The organism is Streptococcus sp. DD13 (assembly GCF_001578875.1).
Classification (GTDB): Bacteria; Bacillota; Bacilli; order Lactobacillales; family Streptococcaceae; genus Streptococcus.
Window position 1 is genome coordinate 66,246 of record NZ_KQ969507.1, and the last position, 20,700, is coordinate 86,945.

Consider the following 20,700-nt stretch of genomic DNA (forward strand, 5'->3'; position numbering starts at 1 on the left):
GCTATCGTCATACGAAAAGTCGGCAGGGGACTTTGTCCCTTGCGGCTTTTTTGGTATAATAAGAAAGATGGGCCTGAGCCCTGCAATCCTGTTACTAAAACATTTCTTTAGGAGTATCACATGTCAGATAAGATTCGCGTCCGTTACGCACCAAGTCCAACAGGACTACTACACATCGGGAATGCCCGTACCGCCTTATTCAACTATCTTTACGCACGTCACCACGGTGGCACCTTCATTATCCGGATCGAGGATACCGACCGCAAACGCCATGTCGAAGATGGAGAGCGTTCACAACTTGAAAACCTGCGCTGGTTAGGGATGGACTGGGATGAAAGTCCTGAAACGCATGAAAACTACCGTCAATCCGAACGATTGGAACTTTACCAAAAATATATCGACCAATTGCTAGCGGAAGGAAAAGCCTACAAATCCTACGTCACCGAAGAAGAGTTGGCAGCTGAGCGGGAACGTCAAGAAGCCGCTGGTGAAACACCGCGCTATATCAACGAATTCTTGGGCATGACCGAAGCTGAAAAAGCAGCCTATATCGCTGAGCGTGAAGCAGCAGGCATTGTTCCAACTGTTCGTCTGGCTGTCAATGAATCAGGTATCTATAAATGGCAGGATATTGTTAAAGGCGACATTGAGTTTGAAGGTGGCAACATCGGCGGTGACTGGGTGATTCAAAAGAAAGATGGTTACCCAACCTACAACTTCGCCGTGGTCATTGATGACCATGACATGCAAATCAGCCATGTTATCCGTGGGGATGACCACATTGCCAACACGCCGAAACAGCTCATGGTCTATGAAGCGCTTGGCTGGGAAGCCCCTCAGTTTGGCCACATGACCCTCATCATCAACTCTGAGACAGGGAAGAAATTGTCTAAACGCGATACCAACACCCTGCAATTTATCGAAGACTACCGTAAAAAAGGGTATTTACCAGAAGCGGTCTTTAACTTCATCGCCCTTTTGGGCTGGAACCCTGGTGGCGAAGAAGAAATTTTCTCTCGTGAGGAGCTGATCCAACTCTTTGATGAAAACCGCCTCAGCAAGTCTCCAGCAGCCTTTGACCAAAAGAAACTGGACTGGATGAGCAATGAGTACCTGAAACATGCGGACTTTGACACCGTCTTTGCTCTCTGCAAGCCTTACTTGGAAGCAGCAGGACGTCTGACAGATAAGGCAGAAAAGTTGGTCGAACTCTACAAACCACAGCTCAAATCAGCCGATGAAATTGTGCCGTTGACAGACCTTTTCTTTGCTGACTTCCCAGAATTGACCGAAGCTGAGAAAGAAGTCATGGCAGGCGAAACCGTGCCAACTGTGCTGGAAGCCTTCAAAGCCAAACTTGAAGCCATGACGGATAAGGACTTTGTGACAGAAAATATCTTCCCACAAATCAAGGCTGTTCAAAAAGAAACGGGTATTAAAGGAAAAAACCTCTTTATGCCAATCCGGATTGCGGTTTCTGGAGAAATGCATGGGCCTGAGTTGCCAGACACCATTTTCTTGCTTGGCCGGGAAAAATCCATCCAGCATATCGACCATATGTTGAAAGAAATTGCACAATAAAAACAAAATAGGCTCCATAAGATCCATAGGGGATTTACCCACTACAGAAATTATAGAGCTAGACAAAAAAGTCCATGACTCCGATTGGAGCCATGGACTTTTTTAGTCGATTAGTGCTTGTCTTTAGCGAGAAGCTGGTTGATGTCAGAAACTTTTTTGGCATTTTTGCGGTAGGAGATTCCCCAAACCACTAGGTAAATAAGGCTAAATTCTAAGATCAGACTCAGGTAGAAGAAGAAGTGTGCTGGGAACCATCCTGCTAGTGTGGCTAAGGGAACGAAGCCGAGTAGGGTCAGGGCATAATGGGTGAGGGTGGCCCGAAGGAGGCTCCATTCCTTATGAAAGAGCGTATCGGCATAGCTAAAGAGGAGACCGATGGCGGCCCAGATGACGGTGCAGTAGAGCATGACGAGGCTGCCATGAATCTGGAGTTGCTCAAACCATTGGCCGATACCTGAGAAAGGATTGAGAGGGTAGTAGCTCTTAGAGGCATAAACTAGTGAGAAGATGCTAGAGACGATGATGCCAATGAAAATACCAATAAGTCCGTTAGTGAGATGTTTTTTCATGATAAAGCCTCCTTGATGCTTTTGAGGTAACGCCGAGATGAGTAGCTGATGGCGTCATTGCTTAAGTGGATTGCGACAGATCCGCTCGGGGTAAAACGCAGGTGGTCAATCTGTTTGGTATTGATAAGCTCTGACTGCGAAATTTTGAGGAAATAATGCGGGAGGTCTTGGCTGACCTTGTAGAGGGGGCCTGTCAGGATATAGGTCTCTGTGGCGGTCTGGCCGATGACCTGACGATTTTCCACATAGATACGGTAGAAATGCTGGGCTTCTATCAGGTAGCGTTCTTCCCCCTGACGGGCTTTTAGCCGAGATTCTTGCTCGAGCTGTTGGATAAACTCCGCAACCTGTTGGAGATTTGTCGAGCGTTCAGGCCCTTGGAGGATGGCTGTCTCCTCGCCCAAATGTGGGTCGATGTGTAATTCAACTTTCATGATGCTAACCTTTCTTTTTCGCGAGGTGGCTCTCGCTTCATCCTTATTAAACCTCAAAAGGCTCCGTAAAACAAGGCCTTTTGTCTATGTGGTCAGTTTACTTGGTTAAGTGGTTGAGGTGGGGAAAATCACGAACAAGAATGGGAAATAAGAAAAATCCCGGCTCTAGAATTGAATGAAGAAGCTCTTTGCAATGCTCGTCCGGGTGGTTGGCTTAGCGTGGATTTAGCAAGGGTTAGCACCCATTAGCTACTCTTGCTCGGAAGATACCGCTCCCCTCCTTTGGAAAAAAACAGGAAAAATTTATTGAAAAACAAGGCAAGGTCAGAATGTTTTCAGATGTTATTGAAAGTTTTTCTAAAAACATTTTCTTAAACAAAAAGTGTTTGAAATGATTGATTTTTCACCAGAGTGGTTCTATAATATGGATAGAAACGAAAAGCGCTCCAACAATGATTATTTAAGGATTTGTTTGGAGAGGAAAGACCATTTTTATCCGGTATCCAGGAAGTAGGGTTTCACTTATTTTCTCCATTTCATACATTCATTTGTCCATAGGTGAAGGATAGTGCACCAGGATACTTTGACTCCTGTAGTCTCAACACACAACACACAAACAAGGGGATCAATGCTTGATCATCCGATAGTATTCCTTGTCACCTTCTTCACTTTAATATGGGGCAGTGTAGGATTCTACGCCATGTGGCTAGGCCTACTTGCCCCCTTTTTTCGCTTTTTGAAAGCCTATCCGCTCTTTGACACCCAGCAAATGGAAAACAGAAAGCTTCTGTATCCCGATAGATTGGCGTGGTTATTGGCTTTTTGGGAATTTATGGTATAATAGATGTAATTTTGAAAGATGGAGAAGTGTTTTGAAGAAGACCTATCGTGTCAAGCGAGAGCGTGATTTCAATGACATATTTACCAAAGGGGACAGCGTTGCCAATCGGAAATTTGTCGTCTATCAGCTTGAGACCAATCAAAAGCATTACCGCGTCGGCCTATCGGTCAGTAAACGATTAGGAAACGCCGTTACGCGAAATGCCATCAAGCGAAAACTCCGCCATGCCTTGATGGAACTAGGTCCAAGCCTAAGTGCCATGGATTTTGTTGTCATTGCACGTAAGGGAGTAGAAGAGCTGGACTATCAAGAGATCAAGAAAAACTTACTCCATGTTTTAAAGCTAGCAAAACTCTACCAGGAAGGTGAACCACTTGAAAAAGAACGTTAAATGGATAGGGATTCTTTCCTTATCTCTCCTGTTGCTCACAGCCTGTGGGACGTCGGAGGTTACCAGCCAGTCGACAGGCTGGTGGGATCAGTTGATTTATTGGATTGGACAAAGTATTGAGGCCTTATCCTTTGGAAATATTGGAATTGGGATTATCCTGTTTACCGTGATTTTACGGACAGTTCTTCTTCCGATTTACCAAATGCAGATGAACTCTTCTCGGAAGATGCAAGAGATTCAGCCTCAGATCAAGGAATTACAACAACGCTATTCCGGTCGAGATTGGGAGACTCGAGCGAAGTTAACCGAAGAGACCCAGCGTCTCCAAAAGGAAAATGGGGTCAACATGTATGCGACCCTCATTCCTCTGGCGGTGCAAATGCCTATCTTGATTGCTCTCTTCCAAGCCTTAACGCGAATTGAAGCTCTAAAGGTCGGGCATTTCCTCTGGTTGAATATCGCGGAGCCGGATCCGTATCTGATTTTGCCGTTCTTAGCAGCTTTCTTCACTTTCTATAGTACCTACCTGACCAATAAGGCAGCACCCGAACGGAGCACAGCTATGACTGTGATGGCCCTCGTGCTCCCCGTTATTATCTTTTTCTCAGCCCGATCTTTTGCAAGTGGGGTCTCCCTTTACTGGGCGGTATCTTATGCTTATCAAGTAGTCCAAACCCTGCTGTTTAATAATCCTTATAAGATTGTCGCGGAGCGTGAAGCGGTTAAACGGGCAGAAAAAGAGCGTGTTTCCAAACAAAGGAAGGCAAAGTTAAAAGCTCAAAAACGAAAATAGGAGATTGACGATGAAATTTACTGGAAAAACAGTTGAAGATGCCATTCAAACAGGTCTATCAAGTTTAGGAATTCCTCGAAAAAAAGCCCATATTGTCGTAGTGGCTCGTGAGAAGCGTGGTTTTCTAGGTTTTGGGAAAAAACCAGCCATTGTAGAAGTAGAAGCCATTAATGAAACGACCGTTGTGAAAGCCAATCAAAAGGCTGTCCGTGGAGTTCCGGAAGCGATCAATGAGTTAAATGAGCCGGTAAAAAGTGTATCGGAAGCGACGATCGACTTGGGTCGTGTGGTCGCTGCGGTGAAAGAGTTTGAAAAGTCCGGTCAAGTACTCGACGATGAAATCAAGGCCCAAATTTTAAAAAATGAAAAGGAAGCGACCACCATTCTTGAAGAAACGGGTCGTATCGAAATCTTAAAAGATGAGACGCTGGCACAAGAAAGTACTTCTAAGACGACAGATTTTGAAGAGATCGATATCAAAATCGAACGTTCATTTGATGTGAAAGAAGTCGTGACAGATATTACAGACTATGTCCAAAACATTTTGAATGACATGGATGTGGAGGCCTCGCTGGAAGTAACCCATAACCGTCGTTCCATCAATATTCAAGTGGATACCAATGAGCCTGGACGGGTGATTGGCTACCACGGAAAAGTATTGAAGGCCTTGCAGTTGTTAGCTCAGAACTATCTATATAATCGCTATGAGCGGAACTTCTATATCACGATCAATGTAAACGACTACGTCGAACACCGCGCAGAAGTCCTACAAGGCTACGCTCAAAAACTAGCAGATCGTGTCCTCGCGGATCAAGAAGCTTACCACACGGATCCAATGACGTCCAATGAACGTAAGATTATCCATCGGATTATTTCCAAAATGGAAGGCCTGACGAGCTATTCAGAAGGAAGCGAGCCAAACCGCTATGTGGTGGTAGATATCGAGGGGACTCGAGACTAATCAGCAAGAGGCTAGGACAAAAGTCCTAGCCTCTCAATTGTTTTTGGATTGTCGAGCAAGACGCAGTGGTTGACTGAGCTCTACTAGGCTGATTTCATCAGCTTTTACAGCCCGACTCAACTCTGCGGAGGTGGGACGACGAAATCGACTTCTAAGGAATGACCGATTTCTGTCCCACTCTCTTTGTTAGGACCAGGTCCTGCTAGTGCTGTATGAGAGGTCAATCTAAAAGGGAATTAGAAGACCTGTTTTTACTGGTTTCTTCCAAATTAGACTCCGTATTTGGAAGAAACGGATAAGGATGCGAACGTAAAGGAGAAAAAATGACATTATTTCCAGCTATTCAGGAGTTTCTCTCTGTAAGAGGCGAACACTATAAGACTCCATTGAAAGCTGGTCCCTTAGAGGGCCTAATGGAATCTTACAAGCAACAAGGACAGGCCGCTAGAGCGAGTTTCACTGGGTTGGTTGCGGATTTTCTGCGCTTAAATCCCGGGGTAGAGGCGGATCGAACGAGCCAATGGATGAATCAAGGACAGATTCTACGACCTCATTTTTGGGCGTACCTGAGAGCAGGCACAGCAGTGTCTGATCCTACATTTGCTCTGAGACTCTATGGAGATTCTTCTGATTATGGGGTTTCGGTGGAAGTAAGCTTTATGGAGCGCAAGAAGGATGACCACAGTCTCATCAAGCAGAATCAAGTCTTGACAGTACCGATAGAGCCTCCCCTCTATTATTTTGCACAGATAGATGGAATTAGCCAGCGATTTGAGGGGACGGAGGTCAACCGTCAAAAACTCATCCAGCAAGTGACGGAAGGCACAGTTCGCAAGGTGCTAGTGAAGGAAGATATCAATCTCAGCCAGGCGGAGGATTTATCTGTGATTTTAGAAAAATTGCAGGAGGCTAAGGAGCGCTTGCTCCCTTTTTATGAAGCTACTCGAAATGAGCGAAAAGGAAAGTGGGAAGCAATCTGAGAATTAAAGCTTATAGATCTGTCTAGGGAGTAGTTCGTAGCTGCTCCCTTTTTCTTGCTAGAAAGACTAGAAAATCGTTATTCTAAAGAGTTTATTCGGACAAAGAAGGAGTAGAAAAGAACATACCAAAAAACCTTGAATCCTAAGGACGCAAGGGCATTTTTTGAAAGTTGGGCGACTGCCATAAGTCCCCCAACGTTATTTTTCCAAAATGACTAGACGGGCCACTTGGCTATTGTCCGACAAAATTTACTATTCTTCAAAATTATAGCTTATACAATTTATTTAATCTTTCTAACTCTGATACATTCATACAGACTTCTACTCCAGTCACTACCCCCTTGCTGTGAATCAATCCACAAGAAAACACAATCCTATCCGTACTCAAAATATTTGTCAATATGACGAATGCTTCTAAAACATAGTCCTCTATAGTAATAAAGCAATTATTTTCATCTTTGAAAAACGTTATAAATCCAATATCCTTACACCTATCACGAAAATGAAAGCTAAGTGATTTTAAATAATAATCAAAAAAGATATCATGCTCCATAGAAAACCCTTTCATTTTTTAAAAATATTCTGATATAATCATACAATAAATAAAGGAAAACTGCGATGAAAAACCCTTTTCTACTGCTAGTTCTATCCAAATTCCGGTTACTGTCAAAAAGAAAGATAAAGATGGGAACCTTGTGATCAATTCTGAAACAAATAAACCTGAAACAGTCACCTACTTTAAACCTGTCCCGGTCTTTGATATCAGTCAAGTTAAAGCTCAAGAAGGAAAAGAACTGGATTTACCTAAGGAAACATCTGGTATTCAGAAACAATTGACAAAAGAAGTCCTTGACAAATCATAATATTTCAGATAAACTATCTTAGTATGTTTAGTAACTGATCAAAAATAGCCGGCTAAACGAATACGAAAATCTATGAGGAGGTATTCATTGTGAAACGTACTTTTCAACCAAGTAAAATCCGTCGTGCACGTAAACACGGTTTCCGTAACCGTATGTCAACTAAAAACGGTCGTCGCGTCTTAGCAGCTCGTCGCCGCAAAGGACGTAAAGTGCTGACGGCAGCGTAAAAAAGAGATAAAACCAGCAGACTCGAGACTGCTGGTTTTTCTATATGCTAGCTGAGGACTTGATAGACAAGCCTCCTTCGGAATAGTTGCGAAATGGGATCGACTTCTCGCAAAAAGAGCCAGCCATCCCTGGCTGACTCAAAGGAGATTTATGAAACTTACTAGGTTGCCTAGTAAGTAGAAAGTTTGGATAGTATTAGTATACGAGAAAGTTTCCTTTGGAACATCGGCCTTAGGACTGATTTTGGAAAAGGAAGTCGAGGACCTGTTTTTCACAAGCCTTACCCATCAGAGGAAGTCGAATTATGGTATAATATGTGGGATAAGTTCAAAGAGCGAGGGAAGATTGGTGGGAGCGATAGAAATTTTTGACACCCATACACATTTAAATGTAGAAAATTTTGCAGATAAGGTCGCAGAGGAGCTAGCGTTAGCAAAGGAGTTGGGGGTGACTCGGCACAACGTCGTCGGCTTTGACCGCCCAACCATCGAACGGGCGATCGAATTGGCAGACCAATTTGAGCAGGTCTACCTGACCTTGGGCTGGCACCCGACAGAAGCCGGGGATTATGACCAGGATACGGAGAACTTCCTTCTTGACCGCCTCCAACATCCTAAAGTCCTTGCCCTAGGGGAGATTGGTTTGGATTACCATTGGATGACAGCGCCTAAGGATGTACAGGAGCAGGTGTTCCGTCGTCAGATCCAGCTATCGAAGGAGCTGAACTTGCCCTTTGTCGTCCATACACGAGATGCTCTTGAAGACACTTATGCGATCATTAAGAGCGAGGGAGTTGGTCCCCGAGGTGGAATCATGCATTCTTACTCTGGTTCTTTAGACGATGCTCAGCGTTTTGTCGAGCTTGGGATGACCATCTCCTTTTCCGGTGTCGTGACGTTCAAAAAAGCCACGGATATCCAGGAAGCGGCGACCCATTTGCCTCTGAACAAGATTCTTGTCGAGACAGATGCTCCTTACTTAGCCCCTGTCCCTAAACGTGGTAAGGAAAACAAGACAGCCTACACTCGCTATGTGGTGGAAAAAATCGCTGAGTTAAGAGGGATGAAGATGGAGGAGCTGGCACAAGCGACTACGGAAAATGCTCTTAAACTCTTTGGTTTGAAGGACAGCCAGTAGACTGAGACCAAACCACTGTTCAAAAGGAAGATATGACAAGCAAACAAAAAATTCACGAGGTCCTTGTCGTCGAGGGAAAAGATGACACGGCCAACCTCCGACGCTACTATGAGGTGGATACCTATGAGACGCGTGGCTCTGCCCTGAATGAAGATGATTTGGAGCGGATTCAAGCTCTGCATGAGCTCCGTGGAGTCATCGTATTTACGGATCCTGATTATAATGGAGAGCGTATCCGCAAGCGGATTATGCAGGCGATTCCGACTGCCAAACATGCTTTTTTAAATCGGGGGGAAGCGGCTCCGAAGTCTAAGAACAAGGGGCGTTCGCTCGGGGTAGAGCATGCGAGTCAAGCAGATCTAGAAAAGGCCCTGACCGGGCTACTCGGCACCTATGATGATGAGAATGCTTTTGATGTCACCCGTAGTGATCTCATGCGGCTAGGTCTTCTCATGGGAAAGGACAGCCGGAAACGTCGGGAGTTTCTGGGGGAAGCTCTTCGCATCGGCTATACCAACGGCAAACAACTCCTCAAACGACTAGAACTCTTTGGCCTGACGCTTGCAGAAGTAGAAGAAGCGATGGCAGACTACGAGGGAACAATACATGGAACTGAAGCCAGTGTATAAAAAAAGAAGAAAGAAGCACACATGAGAATCGCAGACAAAACAGTGACCCGCGCCATCTTAGAGCGCCATGGGTTTACCTTTAAGAAATCCTTCGGGCAGAATTTCTTGACCGATACCAATATTTTGAGAAAGATTGTGGAAACAGCTGAGATCGATCAGTCGGTCAATGTGATCGAGATTGGTCCAGGGATAGGGGCTTTGACAGAATTTCTGGCAGAAAGTGCCGCGGAGGTCATGGCTTTTGAAATTGACGACCGTCTGGTCCCAATTTTAGCGGATACCTTGCGAGATTTTGACAATGTCCAAGTTCTGAACCAGGATATCCTGAAGGCAGACTTGCAGACAGAAATTCAAAAGTTTAAAAATCCAAACCTTCCGATTAAGGTGGTGGCCAATCTGCCTTACTACATCACCACGCCCATTCTGATACACCTGATAGAGAGCAAGATTCCTTTTGCCGAGTTTGTAGTCATGATGCAAAAGGAAGTGGCCGACCGCATCTCAGCGGAGCCAAATACTAAGGCTTATGGCTCTCTTTCGATCGCCGTTCAGTATTATATGACAGCTAAGGTTGCCTTTATTGTACCGCGGACAGTTTTTGTCCCTGCCCCAAATGTGGACTCGGCTATCTTGAAGATGACTCGTCTTTCTCAGCCGGCTGTCCACGTAGAAGATGAGGATTTCTTCTTCAAAGTTAGCAAGGCTAGTTTTGCGCACCGTCGTAAGACCCTGTGGAACAACTTGACAGGTTACTTTGGAAAAGCAGATACGACCAAGGAAAAGTTAAGTACAGCCCTCGAAAGAGCAGCCTTATCTCCTAGCGTTCGGGGTGAAGCTCTCAGTTTAGAAGCCTTTGCTCGCCTGTCCAATGCCCTGATAGCAGAAGGCCTAGCGGACATCCAGAGCTAGACAGGAGAACCATTCGAATGACTAAAGAGAGCGGGACAGAAATCGGTCATTCGTTCGAATTCGATTTGGTCGTCCCACCTCCTCACAGTTGAGTCGAGCTGTAAAAGCGGATGAAATCAGCCTAGTAGAGCCCACTCAACCACTGCGTCTTGCGCGACAATCTAAAAACAATGGAGAGGCTAGGACTTTTGTCCCAGCCTCTTTTTGTCATCCTTCTTTACAACTTTTTTGTCAGAGGAAAGATCGGTTGGTGGCGAAAATGCCATCAAAAAAAGACCCTAAGGTCTCTTGAAGGAAAGGACGGGATTTGAACCCGCGCATGAACAAAGTCCACTTGCCGGATTTCGAGTCCGGTGCCGTACCAAGCTGGGCCACCTTTCCAAAAGGAAAAATTCCACCACGATCCGAAGTGGTAGGAAAAGAAGAGTTCATTGACTGCGACCCTTCCCCCGCAAATAGACCTTGGGAAACAGGCTACTGTCAAATGATCGAAAAATGCGGAGGAAGGGATTTGAACCCTCACACCCGTACGGGCACATGCGCCTGAAGCATGCGTGTCTGCCGTTCCACCACCTCCGCGAGTACATTCCCTATTATACGATATTTTTCTAATTTTTCAAGTCCTTTCAGGGATTTTTCCCTTTAAACCCTCTAGGCCATCGCAAGGAAGGCCTAATTTTGGTATAATAGGTTTATCTAAAGCGTGATGATTAGGTTTTGTGGATGCAGGCTCCAGAATGGTTTGACTGGTCCGAAAAGAAGGGGATGAGGAGTTTACGTGCGAGGAAGAATTGTTAAAGCACTAGCGGGCTTTTATTATGTGGAGGTAGACGGAAAGCTCTATCAGACACGGGCTAGAGGAAACTTTCGAAAGAAAGGCCAGACTCCCTATGTGGGAGATTGGGTCGAGTTTTCTGCCGAAGAACAATCTGAAGGCTACATCTTGGTCATTCACGATCGGAAAAATAGCCTTGTTCGTCCTCCTATTGTCAATATTGACCAAGCCGTTGTCATCATGTCGGCCAAGGAACCTGATTTCAATGCCAACTTGTTAGACCGCTACTTGGTTCTCTTGGAGCAAAAAGAGATCCATCCGATTATTTATCTCTCTAAGACAGACTTGCTGACAGAAGCGGATGATTTTGCCCCTTATCGTCAGATCTATCAGGAGATTGGCTATGATTTTGTTCAAAGTCTGGAGGAGTTGATCCCGTTGTTAACAGGGAAAATAACAGTGTTTATGGGTCAAACGGGTGTCGGGAAGTCCACTTTGTTAAATCGCTTGGCGCCGGAGTTGGCGCTAGAAACAGGGGAGATTTCCAATAGTTTGGGACGGGGTCGACATACGACTCGAGCTGTCAGTTTTTACGATGTTTATGGAGGTAAAATCGCAGACACTCCTGGTTTTTCCTCGATTGATTACGAAGTGACGGAGACAGACTTGCTGAGTGATTGCTTCCCTGAAATCGCAAAAGCCAGTCAATCCTGCAAGTTCCGAACTTGCACGCATACCCACGAGCCGGGTTGTCAGGTCAAGACGGAGGTAGAAGAAGGCCTCATCTCACGCAGTCGTTATGACAATTATCTACAGTTTTTAAGTGAAATCCTGCAACAGCGGGAGACCTATAAAAAGGTCAGCAAAAAAATGAAATAGGAAGTTGGTAGACCATGAGTTCATACAAAATTGCGCCATCTATCTTGGCGGCAGATTATGCAAATTTTGAAAAAGAGCTGAAACGCATCGAGAAGACCGGTGTAGAGTATGTCCATATCGATATCATGGACGGACACTTTGTTCCAAATATCTCGTTCGGGGCAGATGTAGTTGGGGCGATGCGAAAGCATAGCAAGCTGGTATTTGATTGCCACATGATGGTTTCCAACCCAGAACAACACATTGAAACCATGGCCCGGGCAGGAGCAGATATCTTGACGATTCACGCAGAAGCAACGAATCATCTGCACGGAGCCTTGCAAAAGATTAAAGCAGCTGGGATGAGAGCATCTGTTGTAGTAAATCCAGCGACCCCTCTTTCGGCTATTGACTATGTGCTCGATATGGTGGACCAAGTCCTGATTATGACAGTCAACCCTGGCTTTGGTGGGCAGGTTTATATCCCTGAGATGGGTCGAAAGGTAGCAGAGCTTGTGTCTCTCCGTGAGGCGCGTGGGCTTGAGTTTGATATTGAGGTAGATGGTGGGATTGATGCGACTACGATTCGCCATGCCAAAGAGGCAGGAGCCAACGTGTTTGTAGCTGGATCCTATCTTTTTAAAGAGGATTTGGAAGAGAGAGTTCAAACCTTGCGGGACGCTCTTTATGAGTAGGATCGTACTAGTGGCCGGTGGGGAGGTTACAGGAGAGGTTCCAAGTGATGCAGATGTCTATCTAGGCGTGGATGCCGGCTCCTTGTATCTCTTAGATCATCGGCTTCCTCTAGACTTGGCTGTTGGAGATTTCGACTCTGTGACGGAGTTGGGTTTGGACTGGATCCGTCAAGAAGCACAAGAACTTGTTCAGTTGCCGAGTGAAAAAAACGATACCGATTTGGAGTATGCTCTCAAGCTTGTATTTCATCGTTTTCCGACCGCTCAGGTGTCGGTATATGGGTGCTTGGGGGGAAGACTTGATCACACCCTGGCGGCTGTTTTTCTTGCAAGTGAGCCAGATTTAGCGCCCTTTATGGGACAGATTGAGCTGGTTAGTCTGGACAATCGTGTTCAATTTCGGCCTAAGGGAACGCATCAAATCTTACGGAAAGAAGGGATGACCTACGTTTCCTTTATGCCTGCTGACCAGACACGAGTAGAGATTATAGGGGCTAAGTATCCCTTGAATCAGGACAATTATTTTTCTAAAAAATGCTATAGCAGTAACGAATTTATAGGTGAAGAGATCACAATCCGTGTGGATCAAGGGTATGTGGTTGTAATTTATAGTAAGGATAGGAGTTAATTTGGAAGCACTGCTGCTGTTGCTCTTTCTAGCAGTGATGTTAGTAGGGATTGGTCTCTACGGGCATCAACAGGTAAGAGCGCGTCAAGTTCGAGAAGAGTTGGAAGAGATTGCAGACCATTTGTCTGATCAGATGACCTACCAATTGGACCAACAAACCCAACGTCAATTGTTACAACAACAAGAGTTGATCAAACAAGTGACTGAGCTTAGGAGGGATCTCTATCATCAATTAACAGATATGCGAGAGAGCCTATATCAAAATCTTTCCCAAAATCGAGAAGCTACGGAGCTGGGCCTGCGGAGGATGCAGGAGTCGAATGAGCGAAAACTGGATGACATGCGGCAAATCGTTGATGAAAAGTTAGAACAGACTCTTCAAACCCGCCTGCAAGTGTCATTTGAAACGGTTTCGAAACAGCTAGAGTCCGTCAATCGCGGACTGGGCGAGATGCAACAAGTCGCGCGTGATGTTGGAAGTCTGAATAAAGTCCTATCCAACACCAAAACACGCGGGATTATGGGAGAGATTTTACTAGGACAAATCATCGAAGATATCTTGACTCCGAGCCAATATGAACGAGAATTTTCAACGGTTCCAGGTTCTACTGAACGCGTGGAATATGCTGTTAAGATGCCGGGACACTCTGAAGGGAGTTATGTCTACCTTCCGATTGACTCTAAGTTTCCATTGGAAGATTACTACCGGCTGGAGGATGCCTACGAGCTTGGGGATAAGGAGCAAGTGGAAGTCCATCGAAAATCATTATTGGCCAGTGTCAAGCGCTTTGCCAAGGATATCCGAAACAAGTACCTCTCCCCGCCTGATACTACAAATTTTGCTATCCTGTTTTTACCGACAGAAGGTCTTTATTCGGAGGTTGTACGAAATGCTTCCTTTTTTGATGAGTTACGTCGATCAGAACAAATCCTTGTAGCGGGACCCAGCACCCTTTCGGCTTTATTGAATTCCCTGTCGGTCGGTTTTAAGACCCTCAACATTCAGAAATCAGCCGATGATATCAGTAAGGTGTTGGGGACGGTCAAGTTAGAATTTGGAAAGTTTGGGGGTCTATTAACGAAGACTCAGAAACAATTGCAGCAAGCGAGCTCGACCCTCGATAAATTGCTTCATACACGAACCAATGCGATCGAACGGGCCTTGCGGAGCATCGAACTCTACGAGGACGATGCCACCCGTAGTTTTTTAGAAATGCCAAAAGAAATAAAGGACGGAATAAGAGATGAAAATCAACCAGATGAAGAAGGATGAGTATTTTGAAGGATTCTACCTCATTAAGTCAGCTGAAGTACGAAAGACAAGAGCTGGCAAAGATTATCTTGCCCTTGTCTTTCAAGACGATACTGGGGAGATTGAAGGGAAAATTTGGGACGCACAAGCTGGAAAGATTAAGGATTTTACAGCAGGCACGGTAGTCCATATGGAAGGTCGGAGAGAGGTTTACAATAATACTCCCCAGGTCAACCAAATTACGCTTCGCTTACCACAAGCAGGAGAGCCCAATAATCCTTCAGACTTTCAGGAGAAACCACCTGTGGATGTGGAAGATACAAAAGAGTATCTCAGTCACAAGATTTTTGAGATTGAAAATGCCACTTGGCAACGGATCGTTCGGGCTCTCTATAACCGTTATGACAAAGAGTTTTATTCTTACCCAGCGGCCAAGACCAATCATCATGCTTTTTACTCAGGTCTGTCTTTTCATACCGCGACTATGGTTCGGCTAGCGGATAAGATTGGCGATATCTATCCACAACTCAACAAAAGCTTACTCTTTGCAGGGATTATGTTGCATGACCTAGCGAAGGTCATCGAGTTGACAGGACCAGACAATACCAACTATACGGTTCGAGGAAATTTAATTGGCCATATCTCCTTGATTGATGAAGAAATTACCAAGGTCGTTATGGAGTTAGGGATTGATGACGCAAGTGAAGAAGTGGTTGTCTTGCGGCATTGCATCCTCAGTCACCATGGACTCTTAGAATATGGTAGCCCGGTTCGTCCTCAGGTGATGGAAGCTGAAATCATCCATATGATTGACAATATTGATGCAGAAATGATGATGATGTTGACAGCTTTGGATCGGATTGGACCAGGAGAGATGACCAATCGGATTTTCGCCTTGGATAATCGGAGTTTTTACAAGCCAAATTTAGACTAAAACGAAAACGAATCTTTTTAAACAAAAAAGGTTCGTTTTTTAGGATAGTATGCTATAATAGAGGTAATTTACTGGAAGGAATGACTCATGAAAATCAGAAGAAGCGAACGTATGGTATTGATTTCCAATTACCTTATTAATCATCCTTATAAATTGACCAATCTCAATACTTTTGCTGAACGATATGAATCGGCCAAATCCTCTATTTCAGAAGATATCACGATTATTAAAAAGGCATTTGAGGAAGGTTCGATCGGCCAAATCGAAACAATCACCGGAGCAAATGGAGGGGTGATTTTTACTCCGTCGATTTCAAGTGCTGAGGCACGTGCTATCGCTGAGGATATCCGGGATCAGATGGCAAAGAGTGATCGTATTTTGCCTGGAGGCTATATTTACTCTTCAGACCTTTTATCGACCCCTCGTATCTTGAAAAACGTGGGTCGTATCATTGCAGAAGGCTTTAAGGATCAGCAGATTGACGCTGTCATGACTGTTGCGACCAAAGGAGTACCTTTGGCCAATGCAGTAGCAAATGTCTTAAACGTCCCTTTTGTGATCGTCCGACGAGATCTCAAAATTACAGAAGGATCGACAGTGTCGGTCAATTATGTGTCTGGCTCCAGTGACCGGATTGAGAAAATGTTCCTGTCCAAACGGAGCTTGAAACCAGGAAGTCGCGTTTTAATCGTGGATGATTTCCTGAAAAATGGTGGAACGATCAATGGAATGATTAGTCTCTTGTCAGAGTTTGATTCCAGTCTGGCAGGCGTTGCCGTATTTGCAGAAAATCAACAAGGGACCAGCACGATCAAGGATTACAAATCGGTTCTGGCTGTGACGGATATCGATATTCCGAACAATCAGATTGATGTGAAGTTGGGGAATATTTTCAACTAAAAAAAGCGAGCCGTGCAGATGGCTCGTTTTTTTATATCCCTATCATATGAGAAAATCCTCCAGTTAGCGATCTTGTATCTTCGAATTACTGGGGAGATTTTGTTGGTGAAGGAGAGACTCAAAGCTTTCAGAAGGTGCTTCTACTTGAATGGTTTCACGCGTGAAAGGATGGAGCAAGGTTAGCCGATGGGCATGTAGCATCAGCCGGGGGGCAGACGGACTCGAATACAAAGGATCCCCGAGGATGGGATAATCTCTATAGGCTAGATGAACGCGGATTTGGTGGGTTCTTCCTGTATCCAGTTGACAGGCTACTAGGCTAGCAGTTTTCAATTTTTTGAGAAGGCGAACCGTTGTCCGGGCAAATTGACCGTTTTTCTTGTCTACACGTCGTTTTCGGCGATCGTGGCGGTCTCGACCGATGGGTTCTGTGATGATCATCTTTTTACTGAGGATATTTCCTTGACAAAGAGCCCAATATTCTCGTTTGATCTGCCGATTTTCGAGTAGGCGATTTAGGATTGGAAGGACAAACGGATTTTTTGCAAAGACTAGTGCCCCGCTGGTTTCCTTGTCCAGTCGGTGGACGACATAGCAGGTTTTCCCGACATAGGCCGATACATGGTTGAGCAAGGCCAGTTCATGGGGTTCGTTGCCGTGAGTCTTCATCCCTTCGGGTTTGTTGACAATGATCAGATGTTCGTCTTCATAGAGAACTTGAACGAGGCCTGCCTGCCCCATTGGAATCTCTTTTTCAGGATAATCCTCAGGATCAAAGCTGATTTCAATCTGATCACCTGATCGCACAGGACTCTGCCAGGTCACCGCTTGTCCATTCACCCGAACCTTCTTTTTGATTCGAAGAAAATGACGCGTCTTACGTGGAATAAGGAAACAATCTTCCAGTAGTTGTTTGACGGTCATGTCAGAAAACTGTTCGGGGATAGGAATGCCGTACTTCATAGAACTTCTCCGGATGTTTAAGAATGACTGGTGGAGTGTTTGGGTTGCACCCGCTCCTTTGGATTGATGTAATTCATAGCATTGTTAACGGCCGTAGGGGCTTCCCCAAAACCAGTAGCAATCAGGTCGATTTTTCCTTCGTAGTAGCAACAATCCCCAACAGCGTAAATACCTGGGATAGACGCCTCCTGCTTGCTATTGACCTTGATTTTATGACGTTGTAGCTCCAGGCCCCAGTCCTTGAGGCGGCCGACAGAGGATTTAAAGCCATAGTTGACAAACAAATGGTCAAAAGGCAAGGTTAAGGTCTCGTCAGACTTAACCTTTTGAAATTCGATGGCAGAAGCCAGGGTTCCCTCACCAATGAGGCGGCTAGGGACGAAGGGAGTGTGAACTTCTACTTGTGATGCCAGTAAGTCTGCGACACTGTGCTCGAGAGCCCGAAAGGCTTCCCGTCGGTGAACGAGGTGGGTCTCCTTTGCGATAGGTTCAAACGCAAGTCCCCAGTCGACAGCAGAGTCTCCCCCTCCAAGAACGACCACATTTTGATCTTGGTATTGCTGGATAGAAGACACATGGTAGTGGATGTTTTCATATTGTTCGACCCCTTCTAGCTCGAGAGGGCGAGGTTTGAAAGCTCCCCCACCCATTGCGATGATGAGGGTTTTTGTTTGATGGGTCCCTTTGCTGGTTTCTAGTTGGATGATCTCGCCAGCCTGAATAGTTAGCAAGGTCTCTTCTAGACAAATAGTGGTTTCAAAAGGAGCTAGTTGATCCAGTAAGCGTTCGGTTAATTCTTGTGCGGTCACGCTTGGAAAGCCGGGAGCATCCAAAATCTTCTTTTCAGGATACAAAATAGCAGGTTGACCACCTAGCTGGGGCAGGGAATCGATGATTTTGACAGAAGCGTGGCGCAAATGGGCATAAAAGGCAGCGAAGAGTCCAGCAGGCCCTCCGCCAACGATAGTAATATCATATATTTGGGTCATTTATGTACTTCTTTCTGTTGAACTTCATCCTATTTTATCATAAAGTTGAGATTTTATCTTTTGGTCGGATAGAGGTTCTAGTAGCCTTCCCTTAGAAAAATGGTGTATAATGAAGAAATATCAGATTAAGAACGGTCTGGTACTTCTGATAAGAAAGGAATTGAGAGATGCGAGACGATTACGATTATCCAGAAATTGATCCATATGAAGATACGATAGAAGCGTATGAAGAAATCGAACCTACCCGCTCACGGAGTCGACGGAAATCAGGTCCTAGCGATAAGCCTAGAAAAGAGAAAAAAACAGCTGGACCGTTTAAACGATTTTGGAAAAGATACCAATTGACCAAGATTCTCTTGATCATCACTGGTTTATTTATTGTCGTAGTAGGAGGTTACCTTTTCTATTTGGCCAAAACAGCTAATGTCGGAGATTTACAGGCTGCTTTAAAGGCGCAGACCATCATCTATGATAAAGATGAAAACGAGGCAGGGACGTTAACAGGTCAAAAAGGAACCTATGTCGAACTTTCTGCGATTGGAGAAGATCTTCAACATGCTGTCATTGCGACGGAAGACCGCAGCTTCTATAAGAATTCGGGTGTCAATTTTGGTCGGACGTTGTTGGCTTTAGCAACCTTTGGGAAATCAGGGGGCGGGTCCACCATTACCCAACAGTTGGCCAAAAATGCTTATCTAAGCCAAGAACAGACCATCAGCCGAAAGGCTAGGGAATTTTTCCTAGCGATGGAGATTAACAAGAAATACAGCAAGGATGAGATTCTCACCATGTATCTCAATAATGCTTATTTTGGAAACGGTGTATGGGGTGTGGAAGACGCCAGTCAAAAATATTTTGGGACAAACGCGACGGGATTGACCTTGGGCCAGTCTGCTCTCATTGCAGGGATGTTAAAAGGACCCGAAATCTATAATCCTTATGCTTCTATTGAGCAGGCCACCAACCGCCGCAATACCGTATTAGGGGTTATGGTGGATGCAGGATATATTAGTCAGGCCCAGGCTGACCAAGCCAAGCAAGAAGACTTGTCCAGTCAGCTAAAAGATACCTATGTCGGAAAGAAATCCAATTACGCTTATCCTTCCTATTTTGATGCGGTCATCTCAGAAGCAGAAGAACGATATGGCCTTTCTGAGAGTGATATTATCAACAATGGCTACCGGATCTATACGGAGATGGACCAGACTTCTCAGGCCAACATGCAGGCGATCTATGACGAGAAGAGCCTCTTTCCAGTTGCTTCTGATGGAGAATACGCCCAGTCAGCTAGTGTCGCTGTTGATCCGACAACAGGTGGTGTTCGTGCCTTGGTCGGGCGGGTAGGCAGTTCCAATGCCTCTTTCCGTAGTTTCAACTTCGCGACGCAGGCACAGCGGAGTCCTGGATCGACTATCAAACCACTCATAGACTACGCACCAGCGATCGAACAGGGTTGGAAAACGACTACTCTCTTGGATAACCATACGGAAACCTATGGTTCCTATCATTTGCAAAACTACGATCGCACGACCTCTGAAGATGTCCCGATGTATCAGGCGCTTGCCCAGTCCTTGAACTTACCAGCGGTCTATACGGCAAATAAGCTCGGGTTAGATACCGTCTTCTCTTATGGCAATCGCTTTGGCCTGAATATGGATAAGGTCGACAAAAACTTGGCCGTCGCTATCGGTAGCGAAGTGACCACCAATCCCTTGCAAATGGCTCAGGCCTATTCCGCTTTTGCAAATGGTGGCCAAATGAAAGACGCCCATTTGATTAAGCGGATAGAAACGGCAAATGGGAAGGTTTTAAAAACCCACGAGGAGAAGACTACTCAGGTTATCAGCTCCTCGACTGCAGACCAAATGACCTCTATGATGCTCGGAACGTTTACAAACGGGACAGGGGTGACGGCAGATGTATATGGCTATGATATTGCAGGAAAAACAGGGACGACCGAGACCAGCTTTGATGGAAGTCTGACCAATGATCAATGGGTCATTGGCTATACAAAAGATATCGTTATTGCCCAATGGGTTGGTTTTGAAAAGACAGACCAGACCCACTATATTGATGCCAATAGTACCTGGATGTCGGCCAATATTTTTAGAAATGTCGCAGCTACCATCCTACCACAAACGGCTGCTACCAAATTTAATGTGACCAATGCCTACTATCAAAATGGCTATCAGTCGGATACTTCATCCACTACCAGCGACAATCGGACTCAAACCAACCCAAGTCAGGAACAAAGTTGGACCGATCGCGCCAAGGGTCTGATTGAGAATGCCCGTCAAGGAATTGAAGACGCCGATATCCCTGGGAAAGCTAAAAATCTATGGGACAGCTTTGTAGGATTGTTCCAATGAGTTGTCAAATGGCGAAAAACA

Annotated in this window: 21 protein-coding genes and 2 tRNA genes; 17 read left to right on the plus strand and 6 right to left on the minus strand. The window is 45.2% G+C overall.

The features are described from left to right. Positions 1-120 precede the first annotated feature (120 nt). Complete coding sequence (gltX, locus tag STRDD13_RS06620) at positions 121-1,581, plus strand: glutamate--tRNA ligase (protein ID WP_067103308.1); 1,461 nt, start codon at positions 121-123, stop codon at positions 1,579-1,581. 110 nt (positions 1,582-1,691) lie between these two features. On the opposite strand, the gene STRDD13_RS06625 is transcribed toward gltX, so the two are convergent. Then, on the minus strand, positions 1,692-2,150 hold the full coding sequence (locus tag STRDD13_RS06625) for a DUF3021 domain-containing protein (RefSeq protein ID WP_067103310.1): 459 nt from the start codon (positions 2,148-2,150) through the stop codon (positions 1,692-1,694). Next, positions 2,147-2,584: a LytTR family DNA-binding domain-containing protein gene (locus STRDD13_RS06630; RefSeq protein ID WP_067103311.1), complete on the minus strand. Its 438-nt coding sequence runs from the start codon at positions 2,582-2,584 to the stop codon at positions 2,147-2,149. Before STRDD13_RS06630 ends, STRDD13_RS06625 begins: the two co-directional genes overlap by 4 nt. Positions 2,585-3,456: 872 nt before the next feature. Between STRDD13_RS06630 and rnpA the strand changes: the two genes are divergently transcribed. From rnpA to rsmA, 9 genes are all read left to right on the plus strand, one after another. After that, on the plus strand, positions 3,457-3,816 hold the full coding sequence (gene rnpA, locus STRDD13_RS06640) for a ribonuclease P protein component (RefSeq protein ID WP_067103315.1): 360 nt from the start codon (positions 3,457-3,459) through the stop codon (positions 3,814-3,816). Further along, positions 3,800-4,609, plus strand: coding sequence for a YidC/Oxa1 family membrane protein insertase (locus STRDD13_RS06645; RefSeq protein ID WP_067103317.1), 810 nt, complete (start codon positions 3,800-3,802; stop codon positions 4,607-4,609). Before rnpA ends, STRDD13_RS06645 begins: the two co-directional genes overlap by 17 nt. Positions 4,610-4,619: 10 nt before the next feature. Further along, positions 4,620-5,570: an RNA-binding cell elongation regulator Jag/EloR gene (jag, locus tag STRDD13_RS06650; RefSeq protein WP_067103319.1), complete on the plus strand. Its 951-nt coding sequence runs from the start codon at positions 4,620-4,622 to the stop codon at positions 5,568-5,570. 323 nt (positions 5,571-5,893) lie between these two features. Next, positions 5,894-6,550, plus strand: a complete 657-nt coding sequence (locus STRDD13_RS06655) for a ribonuclease P (RefSeq protein WP_067103320.1) — start codon at positions 5,894-5,896, stop codon at positions 6,548-6,550. 695 nt (positions 6,551-7,245) lie between these two features. Beyond that, on the plus strand, positions 7,246-7,413 hold the full coding sequence (locus STRDD13_RS08510) for a hypothetical protein (protein ID WP_156471284.1): 168 nt from the start codon (positions 7,246-7,248) through the stop codon (positions 7,411-7,413). Between the two features lie 89 nt (positions 7,414-7,502). Next, positions 7,503-7,640, plus strand: coding sequence for a 50S ribosomal protein L34 (rpmH, locus tag STRDD13_RS08300; RefSeq protein ID WP_082781213.1), 138 nt, complete (start codon positions 7,503-7,505; stop codon positions 7,638-7,640). Between the two features lie 358 nt (positions 7,641-7,998). Continuing rightward, a complete protein-coding gene (locus STRDD13_RS06665) occupies positions 7,999-8,778 on the plus strand; it encodes a TatD family hydrolase (RefSeq protein ID WP_067103525.1) in 780 nt (259 codons plus the stop codon). Positions 8,779-8,810: 32 nt separating this feature from the next. Then, on the plus strand, positions 8,811-9,407 hold the full coding sequence (gene rnmV / locus STRDD13_RS06670) for a ribonuclease M5 (RefSeq protein ID WP_067103324.1): 597 nt from the start codon (positions 8,811-8,813) through the stop codon (positions 9,405-9,407). Positions 9,408-9,428: 21 nt separating this feature from the next. Next, complete coding sequence (rsmA, locus tag STRDD13_RS06675) at positions 9,429-10,316, plus strand: 16S rRNA (adenine(1518)-N(6)/adenine(1519)-N(6))-dimethyltransferase RsmA (RefSeq protein ID WP_067103326.1); 888 nt, start codon at positions 9,429-9,431, stop codon at positions 10,314-10,316. A gap of 292 nt (positions 10,317-10,608) precedes the next feature. Here rsmA and STRDD13_RS06680 read toward each other — a convergent pair. Continuing rightward, a tRNA-Ser gene (locus STRDD13_RS06680) sits at positions 10,609-10,697 on the minus strand. Between the two features lie 115 nt (positions 10,698-10,812). Further along, a tRNA-Leu gene (locus STRDD13_RS06685) sits at positions 10,813-10,895 on the minus strand. Positions 10,896-11,094: 199 nt separating this feature from the next. On the opposite strand from STRDD13_RS06685, the gene rsgA reads away from it, so the two are divergent. The 6 genes from rsgA to purR all read left to right on the plus strand — a co-directional run bounded on the left by rsgA (position 11,095) and on the right by purR (position 16,358). Then, positions 11,095-11,970 carry a ribosome small subunit-dependent GTPase A gene (gene rsgA / locus STRDD13_RS06690; protein ID WP_067103327.1) on the plus strand — a complete coding sequence of 292 codons (876 nt, stop codon included), beginning with the start codon at positions 11,095-11,097 and terminating at the stop codon, positions 11,968-11,970. Between the two features lie 14 nt (positions 11,971-11,984). Beyond that, entirely contained in the window at positions 11,985-12,644 is a 660-nt protein-coding gene (gene rpe / locus STRDD13_RS06695; RefSeq protein WP_067103329.1) for a ribulose-phosphate 3-epimerase, read from the plus strand. Beyond that, complete coding sequence (locus STRDD13_RS06700; protein ID WP_067103331.1) at positions 12,637-13,272, plus strand: thiamine diphosphokinase; 636 nt, start codon at positions 12,637-12,639, stop codon at positions 13,270-13,272. The genes rpe and STRDD13_RS06700 overlap by 8 nt, the downstream gene beginning before the upstream one ends. Before the next feature lies 1 nt (position 13,273). Continuing rightward, complete coding sequence (locus tag STRDD13_RS06705) at positions 13,274-14,545, plus strand: DNA recombination protein RmuC (protein ID WP_067103333.1); 1,272 nt, start codon at positions 13,274-13,276, stop codon at positions 14,543-14,545. Continuing rightward, on the plus strand, positions 14,517-15,458 hold the full coding sequence (locus STRDD13_RS06710; RefSeq protein WP_067103334.1) for a 3'-5' exoribonuclease YhaM family protein: 942 nt from the start codon (positions 14,517-14,519) through the stop codon (positions 15,456-15,458). The genes STRDD13_RS06705 and STRDD13_RS06710 overlap by 29 nt, the downstream gene beginning before the upstream one ends. A gap of 87 nt (positions 15,459-15,545) precedes the next feature. Then, positions 15,546-16,358, plus strand: a complete 813-nt coding sequence (gene purR, locus STRDD13_RS06715; RefSeq protein ID WP_067103336.1) for a pur operon repressor — start codon at positions 15,546-15,548, stop codon at positions 16,356-16,358. Positions 16,359-16,421: 63 nt separating this feature from the next. On the opposite strand, the gene STRDD13_RS06720 is transcribed toward purR, so the two are convergent. Next, positions 16,422-17,321, minus strand: coding sequence for an RluA family pseudouridine synthase (locus STRDD13_RS06720; protein WP_067103337.1), 900 nt, complete (start codon positions 17,319-17,321; stop codon positions 16,422-16,424). A 17-nt stretch (positions 17,322-17,338) separates the two neighbouring features. Beyond that, positions 17,339-18,310: an NAD(P)/FAD-dependent oxidoreductase gene (locus tag STRDD13_RS06725; protein WP_067103339.1), complete on the minus strand. Its 972-nt coding sequence runs from the start codon at positions 18,308-18,310 to the stop codon at positions 17,339-17,341. Between the two features lie 167 nt (positions 18,311-18,477). Between STRDD13_RS06725 and pbp2a the strand changes: the two genes are divergently transcribed. Further along, positions 18,478-20,679 (plus strand): penicillin-binding protein PBP2A, encoded by a 2,202-nt coding sequence (gene pbp2a / locus STRDD13_RS06730; RefSeq protein ID WP_067103341.1) that lies wholly within the window; start codon positions 18,478-18,480, stop codon positions 20,677-20,679. Positions 20,680-20,700: the final 21 nt, after the last annotated feature.